Source organism: Micromonospora sp. URMC 106 (assembly GCF_051386395.1).
Lineage (GTDB): Bacteria > Actinomycetota > Actinomycetes > Mycobacteriales > Micromonosporaceae > Micromonospora.
In genome coordinates, this window is record NZ_JBPQTP010000253.1 from 1 (window position 1) to 426 (window position 426).

The window sequence follows — 426 nt, forward strand, 5'->3', positions numbered from 1 at the left end:
CGGCCTGACCACGCTCAGCCCCCGGCCGACGGCCCGCCGTGGCGGCGCGGCCTACCATCGGTGTCATGGGACCTGACCTGCCGGCGGGTGCGGCGTGAAGCTGAAGCTGGACCTGCACGACATCTTCAACAAGGGCCACGACATCGACCGGGCCCTGCGCGGGATCATGGACGAGGCGGTGGCGAAGAAGGCCACCCTGGTCGAGATCATCCCCGGCAAGGGTTCCGGTCAGCTCAAGAAGCGGGTGCTGCGCTTCCTCGACCAGAAGGACGTCAAGCAGCTCTACCACCGCGTCGAGAAGGACTCGAAGAACTTCGGCCGCCTCTTCGTGCACTTCCGCTGGAAGTAGCGCCGGCAGGGGCATCCGTCCTGCGCCGCGAGGCGCGGCGCCGGCGTGGGGCGGGCGGGCCGACACGCTGCGGGCAA

1 protein-coding gene is annotated in these 426 nt (G+C 69.7%); it reads left to right on the forward strand.

Annotated elements, in window-relative coordinates; translation table 11 throughout:
• The first annotated feature begins 94 nt into the window (after positions 1-94).
• The gene (locus tag ACSNOB_RS32000; RefSeq protein ID WP_013736060.1) at positions 95-349 is read left to right on the forward strand and encodes a Smr/MutS family protein; all 255 of its coding nucleotides are present in this window, start codon (positions 95-97) and stop codon (positions 347-349) included.
• Positions 350-426 lie beyond the last annotated feature (77 nt).